Genomic DNA, 8947 nt, shown 5'->3' on the forward strand with positions numbered 1-8947 from the left:
TAAAACAATTGTTGCTGCCACTTCGCTTTCGCACAGTTAAAACAATTGTTACTGTCGCTTCGCTTTAACATATATCCGTTCCTGAAAACTTTGTTTTATCACTGTATATTAGAGTGATATGCCAGAAGGTACATACTAAATGCAATGGTTGAGTGGAGACTGGCGACTCCTTGGGGGCTTCACAGATGGGACCATGGAGCGAGCGCCGTGAGTGAAGCTGCTCATCGGACGTTTATACTACAGCTCTCGAGTCGATTTTCTGTTTCCGTTTGTTCTTGTTCTTTTTCTTATACCACCACATATAGACACCAGTGAACATCAGTATAGATGGAGTAAGACCACCGATAGCATATAAAATTTTAGTAAATAAACCACCAAAACTACCGGTATGTAATGGTAGGTGCCATGTTTGGTACATAAGCCCACTACTTACATGTGGATCTAGCTTGCCCACTACTTTTCCGCTATACTGATCTAACCATACTTTTACATTTCCATTGCCCGGATCATATGAATTGCTGATACGAAATTCAACTGCGCCTTCTGGGTTTCCACTTTCCACTTTTTTGGGCATTCTAACTTGCATAAGTGTTCCCTGAGGTACTTCTTTTTCAGCTATACTGAACAATTCATCAAGTGGAAGCTTACCACTGGGAAGGGCTTTTGAGATAAGCTGCTCTTCTGGAGGCATCACCTTTGCTTTTGCACCAAACCAACCAAAAATCATTTCATCATATGCAAAAAGTGCTCCTGTTAATGAAACAACCAATAAGAACGGAATGGAAACTCCACCAATGACTTTATGTAGATCATATTTCCGCACATAAGGATTGGCATTACGTCTTAAAATAAACCCACGTGTCCATTTTTTAATGCCCGGCCACCATAAATATAATCCTGATAATGTAATGAAAAAGAAAATAAATCCAATCACACCGATGATTTGCTCACCATTGAAATCTTTTAATAGCAGCTTTTCGTGAAACTCCGCTATTAAACTAAATAATGCTTGATCTCCTAATGTTCCGTTTATGTTTCCTGTTCCTGGATCAACGAATACCTTTATTTGTTCTTCGCCTTCTTTAAGCCGGAATAGATAAACTCCTCTAGCTTTAGGTTCACTTGGCGTGTATACACGGTCAATTTGACCATTTGGATGTGCTTCTGATACAACTTCCAAGGCATGCTGGTATGTAACTTTTTTTCCTTCTGTTACTTTATACAAATTAGGATGCAGCAAGTTGTTTAGTTCAGGTTCAAAGACTAGTAAACTTCCTGTTAAACCAATCAGTACTATAAAAACTCCTGCTAGCATACTAAGCCATAAATGAATTTTTGAAATGATTCTACGCGTTTTAATAGAAATGCCTTCTTTCTAAAATTAGTATGAAATTTTGAATGCAGTCAACACTATATCGAGAATGATTATCATTGTCAATAAAATTAATGAAAATTCTTTTTATTTATCATCATTTAGTTATAAATATTCAAATAACCAATTAGTAAATTAGTAGTAGTAAATCATTTCATTTGGGATAATAACTACAAAGGGTAAAGTGCCAATGTTTGAACTTGAATCTATTAACACTCTAACTACAGGCAGTTAGTAGTGAAGCGAGCGGCTCATTGGCCCCCCCAGGAAGCTTTGCTCTGCGCGAAAGCGAAGCGTCAGCGATAAAATCGCCCAGCCGTAACGGAAATCAACCATTCGCTTTGCCGAGGAGCCTTATTTTCCATAATAGACATCTTATTTTTGACAACAACACAAAAGCCTTACCCTCACAATAAGTGAACGGTAAGGCTTTTTACTATTATTTATTTTTCATAAACGACGAACCAATCATCTTGATCTTCATACATAGAAGTACCTTTATAGCCCTGCTTTAAAAGCTGTTGCTGACCTACTGTATCATTCATTGATATCGTCTTCTTCTCTGTAAAGGCTGGGATCTCTTGTCGCAAGTCTTTATAAAAAACATATCGTAGCTTATCGACATACTTAATCTTTAATCCCTTTACGACTAGTCCTTGAGAAAATTTATCTTTTAAGCTAGGGATATTATATGGCTTGACCGTTGAGCATACATAATCATATTTTTCTAAATCGATATGGCCCATGACAACTTGAGCTAATGTTTTTTGTAATCCATAGCCACGATATGCTGGTGAGACATTCGATATTTCTTGATATAAAACTTTATGAAATTCATCCTCGGCAATCCCACAATCGTAGCCAAGGTGCTCGTCATCAACAGGTGGGTTTAATAGTGCGCGAAAGGCAATTAACTTATCCCCTACGTAAGCTCCTATCATCATGCCATTGCCTCTTAAAATATAGTCAAATTCCTCAGTACTTAATGGTTGTAATATACTTGGGTCTGCTAATGTTTCATAGACCTGAAGCTGTAATTTCTCAATTTCTTGCAAATGCTGAAGGTTTAATGTTGTAACAAAAAACGGCGTTTCACCAAGCATGCCTTCATAAACTTTTTCCATCTCGCCGCCTCCTTAGGCTGTTACAATTGTTGAGAACTTACATAATTCTTTTAGGATCTCTTCGTCTACGTCTACACCTAATCCTGGTTTTTCATTTAAACGGATAAATGGCACATCATAGTGTAAGTTTCCGACATCCTTAGAGAATTTTAATGGACCTGTTAATTCTACACTTGTCATTATTTTTTTAGAGAATGCTACATGGAAGCCAGCTGCTGAACCAACTGATGATTCTACCATTGAACCGATTTGACATTCAATGCCTGCCATTTCAGCCATAACTGCCAGTTTCATAGCAGGATAAATCCCACCGCATTTCATTAATTTAATATTGACTTTATCCGCAGCACGCTTTGCAATAATTTCACGCATTTCACGTACACCGCGAAGTCCTTCATCAATCATTAATGATACGTCTGATTTTGACTTCACTTCTACCATGCCATCAATATCTTCACTATCTACTGGCTGCTCTAACCAATCGATATTTAGATCCTTTAATGCACGTAAACCTTGTAATGTAGTTGACGCATTGCCCCACCCTTGGTTTACATCTACACGAATTGCAATGTCTTCACCAACACGTTCACGCACAGCTTTAATACGAGCAACATCACGAGCTACCTCTGTTCCTACCTTCATTTTAAATGATCGATAGCCCATCTCTACACGGTTAGCTGCCTCTTCTGCCATCGCCTCAGGTGTTCCAATGCTCAGCACATGCGTAATCGGGAATTTCTCATGATAACGTCCACCTAATAGTTGGTACACAGGAACTTGTAACGCTTTCCCTGCAATATCGAAACAAGCAATGTCAATCGCTGCTTTCGCTGCTGGCACATCCTTCACGACTTTGTTCAATTTATCATGAAGCTTTTCAAAGGCCATTGGATTTTCTCCAATGATTGCAGGAGCAAGCTGATTCTTTAATACAGCATATGTACTCTCCCACGTCTCCCCTGTTACGTGCTCATCTGGTACTGCTTCACCGTAGCCTACAATACCTGTATCTGTCGTAACCTTCAAAATAATAGAAGGCATCGTATCATATGTAGCATAACTGATGATAAATGGATCAATAAGTGGTAAATGAATTGCAAAAATTTCTACTTGTTGGATTTTCATTTTTATCACTCTCCTGTATAATTTAGTTGTCGCTAATAAGTCGCTAAATGTTAATCAATTATGCCTCGGCATAATTGCGTCTGGAATTGGCTTTGTGCTTAGGCCTGCGTGACGCAGGTCAGTTAGCCGTTATCGCATGGATGCGATGATTTTAGGCTAACATCCTATGTGAACTCTTTTCCGATTCCGTGACATCCGCCGGAGGCTTTAATTTATTTCAGCAGATGTTTGGACATCTGCTGAAATAAATTAAAAAATAAAGAAAGGGAACGTTGCCCATGTCTACTAAAATAGCGGTTATCTGCTCTAAAGCATTTATGAAGCGTATAAATAGTATCGCACAAAACATAAAGAATATTCAAATAGATTTTTATCTTTACAATCAACCTACAGAGGCGCCCGTTTTGTTAAAGGAAATGAAGCCATGTGATGCACTCTTATTCGGAGGAACGCTACCCTATTTACATGCCCAATCTGTACTGTCAGAACTGCCAATACCTTGGAATTATATAAAACAAGATGAGACGGCCATTTCTACAACTTTACTGTCCCTGATAGCCAATCAAGGAATACCTTTAAATAGAGTTTCTATCGATGTTATGAATCCAGTTTTTGTGGAAAACGTTCTAACAGAAATAGAGTATTCCGGTACAAAACCATTTATTCAGCCTATTTCTATTACCAAGTCTACTCAATCTATATTGCAACAGCATGTAGCTTTATGGAATGCCAAAAGCATCGACTTTGTCATAACGAGTATTCATAGTGTGTTTGATGAATTACAGGCTCTTCAAATACCTGCAATGCGTATGTTAGATGCAACGAATTCAATTATTCAATGCTTAGAAGAAACAAAATCACAATCACTTCTAACTAAGTCTGAATCTTTTAAAGCTGTCGTTGGACTATTAGAGATTCCCGAGAACAATCCTTTAGACAACTACATTTTAACGAAGATCACTACAGCTACACATTCAACTTATAAACAAGTTACACCATACTCTTTTGAGCTCTTTACGACAGCCGGGCACTTGCAAAAAGCCCTCGAAAAAGAGAATTTGCAAAATTTAATGCAGCAAATTGAAAAGCCATTTAAGCTAGCATTTGGTTATGGTCACTCGATTTTTGAGGCTTGCCAAAATGCAAAGAACGCATTAACGTTTGCTAAGCCTTGTGAAATTTATATTCTAGATGAACATAAAAATTTGCTAGGTCCATTTCCAAAATCGGAAGTAAGACTAGCTTTAAAAACAGATGATCCCTACGTTTTACAAATGGCAAAGCAAACAAGCTTAAGTCCATTAAATATTTCCAAGATCATTCATTTTAGCAGGGAGCGACAATCAGCGCAATTTACATCCCATAATCTTACGGAGTATTTACAGGTTACACGCCGCACAACAGAGCGCATTATTAAAAAATTAGTGGATAACGGTTATGCTAAAGTTGTAGGTGAAGAAATGACCCATCAGCAAGGTCGTCCACGCACAATCTATGAATTGAACTTTGCTATCTATTAAAAAATTCTCGCAGATACTTTTGGTATCTGCGAGAATTCGATTAGCTGGTAGATGGGATCATTTAGATTAGTCCACTTTCGCCATATTTTTTCTATTATATATTAGATATTATTTCGAATTATTATTTTCAAATTCAAAATTAACATCCTTAAGGTTAACAACTTTTGTTTTTTTAATGATTTTATAGCCAAACCATAAACTAAGGAAGAATGGAATTCCTAAATACGCTGCTACAACACTACCCCAATCTATTTCTTCAGCCATAAACGCTTGGAAATTTTGTGCAATAATTACAATTAGTCCACATGCTATTGCAAAAATCGGTCCAATCGGAAACCATTTTGCCCTATAAGGCAAATCGTCCAACGAATACCCTTGTGCAATGAAAGCTTTACGGAAACGATAGTGACTGACAGAGATCCCTAACCAGAAAATGAACCCTGTTATACCTATTGCATTCATTAACCACATATAAACTACCCCATCCCCGAAAAAGGAAGCTAAAAAAGCAAGCATACCGACTGCACATGTTAATATCATACCCGCAACAGGAACACCACGTTTATTCAACTTTCCAAAAATTCTTGGAGCCTGACCTTCTTTAGCCATAGAGTATAGCATACGTGTTGAAGCATACAAACTTGAATTCCCTGCTGATAAAACTGCTGATAAAATAACAGCATTCATTAATGAAGCAGCAAATGCAAATCCAGCTTTTTCAAATACCATGGTAAATGGACTGACCATTACATTTTCACTTTGTAAATTTGGATTTGTATACGGTATGATAAGCCCAATAATTAAAATTGCAAATATATAGAAAAGAAGAATTCTCCAAAAAACACTTTTAATAGCTGTAGGTACATTTTTCGCTGGATTCTCGCTTTCTCCAGCAGCTACCCCAACAATTTCTGTACCTTGGAATGAAAACCCTGCTGCAATAAAGACAATAAAAACACCTAAAGTTCCACCTGAAAAAGGTGCATCATCTACAGTGAAATTTTTGAATCCTATTGCTTCCCCACCCATTATACCGAAAATCATTAGTAAGCCGACTATAATAAAAATTACAATTGCACTTACTTTAACTAATGACAGCCAATATTCTCCTTCACCATATCCTTTAACAGATAGAAAATTTAATAGGAAAATAATAGCTAAAAATGAACCGCTCCATAATATAGATGAGCTGTCTGGAAACCAAAATTTCATAATCATTGTAGAAGCGGATAACTCAGCTGCAATCGTCATTGCCCAATTAAACCAGTAGGTCCAACCAATTGCAAATCCAAAAGCTGGATCAACAAATTTTGTACCATAAGTACTAAATGCACCACTTGTAGGCATAAATGCTGCTAGTTCTCCTAAACTTGTCATCACAAAGAAAATCATAGCTCCAACTAAAGTATATGCTAGTAATGCACCGCCTGGACCTGCGGTACTGATTGCTGCACCGCTACTAAGGAACAACCCTGTACCAATTGCTCCACCAATCGATATCATTGTTAAATGTCGAGCTTTTAAACCCTTTTTTAAATTTTCTTCTCCTAGTATAATAATGGGCGAATCTTCATGAGATATACTATTTTCTTTTTTTAAGACCATTTTTTTATCCTTTCTAAAAACACTTAATGTTGCCAATTTCAAGAAAACTAAATCTAGTTTTTCTTTACCTAGCTGTTGTTATATATCAAAATTAAATGTTCTTGTTAAAATAATAATGCCAAAATCTCTTTTTAATAAACCCTTGCGATAACAGCATAATTGTTACTAAGAACCATGCTGGAGAAATTAATTTTAAGCCTTAATAAATCATTATTGCTACGACTCTATTATCGATCCATGCTCTGATAGTTAATCCTACTAAAACAATAGATATAATCACAAATTTTAGAAGTTCCCAACTAGCATAGATTCCTATTTACAGTTCCATCCCCTTTTTTGCACCTATCCCCTTTTCAACTTTTCTAAGACGCAAATATTTTTATATGTTTTTTAGCATAATATTCGAAAAATTAAAAGTCAACGCAAAAATTTTATGCTTCTCGAGCGATTTCGACTATTTTTGCGCATAAAAACGCTTCCAAATAGCTATTAGGGACAATGCAAAATATTCATACATTTCGACAAAAATAAAATAAAAAGGAACTATATCAAAAGAATTTTGCACTTTTGATATAGCTCCCTCTCGCTATCGTTATTCGTATTCAGGTTTTTTTTCTAACACACAAGCAAGTACTTTTGCAGCATCAATTAATGCACTTCGTTCAAAAGTCATTTTCGGATGATGTAGTCCCGGAGTTAAATTAGCACCAATACCAACCATCGTTGCTTTTAATTCAGGTTTTTTAACTGTGTAAAAATGGAAATCATCACTGCCAGGTGTTGTAATTTCCTCGGCTAGATGCTCTTCCCCAAGTGTTTCAATTATCGCGTTTTTAGCCATACGTGCAGCAACTGAAGAAACTTCAGCACCAGGTGTGAAATCTATCCATTTCCAGTCCATATCAATCTCAAACTGCTGTTGGATTGATGTTAAGCCAAACTCAATACGACTACGAAGTAACTCTAGTTGGTTATTACGGTGAGCTCGAATATCCATAGAGAAGCTCGCAGTACCTGGAATAATATTTGTACTACCACCATCTGCAACAATCTTCGTTAACTTTGCAGAATGAGGCTCGAAAGGTGATAAATGTATGCTATGGAGCATTTGTTGTACGGCCATAATAACATCGATTGCATTTTGCCCTTGATGAGGTCTAGCTCCATGAGCATCAGTACCTCGTATTGTTCCTTCTAAAAAATAAGCCGCACCATGATGGATAGCAGGTGATACCTTGCCAAGCGGTAGCTCTTCAATTGGTCTTAAATGAACACCAAATAAATGTGATACACCATCAACAGCCCCGCGCTCAAAGGCTGCACAAGCTCCATTTCCAAGTTCTTCAGCAGGTTGGAAAATAAATCGAACACGATGTTGCAATGGTCGATCTTTCAGCAGTAATAAAGCCCCAAGAACCATCGTTATATTTGCATCATGCCCACATGAATGGTTAGCTTGCCACTTCCCATCCACTTCTTGCCACAAAGCATCTATATCTGCACGTATAGCAACAATCTCATCACCTGTACCAATTTCAGCAATTAATCCCGGAACGTCCCCTAACAAACGATAGGATACATTTAATTCATCTAAAATCGACGCAATCTTTTTAGTAGTTTCAAACTCCTTCCAGCTTACCTCTGGGTATTTATGAAAATGATCAAACCATTGGTAAATTGTTTCTTCTAAGATTACAGCATTTGACATAACTACACCTCTATACGCATTTTTGTTTCCCATTATACAGGAAACTATTTCATAAAAAAAAGAGGACAATGACCATAACGTGTGGGTTGATTTCCGTTCCGACCGGGCGCTTTCCTGGGGGCGTCCGATAAGCCGTGCAGGGTTTCATCTGTGACGCTGATCCCCAAGGAGTCGCCCAGTCTTCACTCCAATCAACCTAAATACATAGCATATGTTTTTACAAAATGTCATCTCAAATTTCCGGTGATGAGCTAATTTATTCAAACAACTCTTGTATGGCTTATCACAAAAGCGCAGGGTTAATTTTCATTTCGGCTAGGTGAAAGCGAAGCGACAGCCACAGAATATTGGTCAGCACAGGACGTAATGCTTTTAGCCTCCGTTCCCCTACCCGCTTGCAGGGTCTCATCTGTGACGCTATGAACTGCACCCGAATTATTGGACTTTAAAATTCTAATAAAAGAGGTGCAGTTTGTGATTTCCGATGAACAAA

General features: G+C 37.4%; 7 protein-coding genes. 1 reads left to right on the plus strand and 6 read right to left on the minus strand.

What is annotated here, in order from left to right:
• Positions 1–232: 232 nt before the first annotated feature.
• The 3 genes from ACQKMV_RS22715 to ACQKMV_RS22725 all read right to left on the minus strand — a co-directional run bounded on the left by ACQKMV_RS22715 (position 233) and on the right by ACQKMV_RS22725 (position 3621).
• A complete protein-coding gene (locus tag ACQKMV_RS22715) occupies positions 233–1366 on the minus strand; it encodes a PepSY-associated TM helix domain-containing protein (RefSeq protein WP_427506669.1) in 1134 nt (377 codons plus the stop codon).
• 449 nt (positions 1367–1815) lie between these two features.
• Positions 1816–2496, minus strand: a complete 681-nt coding sequence (locus ACQKMV_RS22720) for a GNAT family N-acetyltransferase (RefSeq protein WP_427506657.1) — start codon at positions 2494–2496, stop codon at positions 1816–1818.
• Between the two features lie 12 nt (positions 2497–2508).
• The gene (locus tag ACQKMV_RS22725; RefSeq protein ID WP_427506659.1) at positions 2509–3621 is read right to left on the minus strand and encodes a mandelate racemase/muconate lactonizing enzyme family protein; all 1113 of its coding nucleotides are present in this window, start codon (positions 3619–3621) and stop codon (positions 2509–2511) included.
• Positions 3622–3899: 278 nt separating this feature from the next.
• Between ACQKMV_RS22725 and ACQKMV_RS22730 the strand changes: the two genes are divergently transcribed.
• A complete protein-coding gene (locus ACQKMV_RS22730; protein WP_427506660.1) occupies positions 3900–5141 on the plus strand; it encodes a hypothetical protein in 1242 nt (413 codons plus the stop codon).
• A gap of 108 nt (positions 5142–5249) precedes the next feature.
• Here ACQKMV_RS22730 and ACQKMV_RS22735 read toward each other — a convergent pair whose 3' ends face one another.
• The 3 genes from ACQKMV_RS22735 to ACQKMV_RS22745 all read right to left on the minus strand — a co-directional run.
• Entirely contained in the window at positions 5250–6746 is a 1497-nt protein-coding gene (locus ACQKMV_RS22735; RefSeq protein WP_427506662.1) for an amino acid permease, read from the minus strand.
• A 592-nt stretch (positions 6747–7338) separates the two neighbouring features.
• Positions 7339–8454 carry an amidohydrolase gene (locus ACQKMV_RS22740; RefSeq protein WP_427506663.1) on the minus strand — a complete coding sequence of 372 codons (1116 nt, stop codon included), beginning with the start codon at positions 8452–8454 and terminating at the stop codon, positions 7339–7341.
• Between the two features lie 299 nt (positions 8455–8753).
• The coding region (locus ACQKMV_RS22745) for a hypothetical protein (protein WP_427506665.1) at positions 8754–8947 on the minus strand (194 nt) is incomplete at its 5' end.

This window comes from Lysinibacillus sp. NPDC094403 (assembly GCF_050278745.1).
Taxonomy (GTDB): Bacteria; Bacillota; Bacilli; order Bacillales_A; family Planococcaceae; genus Lysinibacillus.

Excerpts from the sequence above, each read along its gene's own strand:
- ACQKMV_RS22740 (WP_427506663.1), bottom strand. The coding sequence starts at position 8,454 with ATGTCAAATGCTGTAATCTTAGAAGAAACAATTTACCAATGGTTTGAT.
- ACQKMV_RS22735 (WP_427506662.1), bottom strand. The coding sequence starts at position 6,746 with ATGGTCTTAAAAAAAGAAAATAGTATATCTCATGAAGATTCGCCCATT.
- ACQKMV_RS22730 (WP_427506660.1), top strand. The coding sequence starts at position 3,900 with ATGTCTACTAAAATAGCGGTTATCTGCTCTAAAGCATTTATGAAGCGT.
- ACQKMV_RS22725 (WP_427506659.1), bottom strand. The coding sequence starts at position 3,621 with ATGAAAATCCAACAAGTAGAAATTTTTGCAATTCATTTACCACTTATT.
- ACQKMV_RS22720 (WP_427506657.1), bottom strand. The coding sequence starts at position 2,496 with ATGGAAAAAGTTTATGAAGGCATGCTTGGTGAAACGCCGTTTTTTGTT.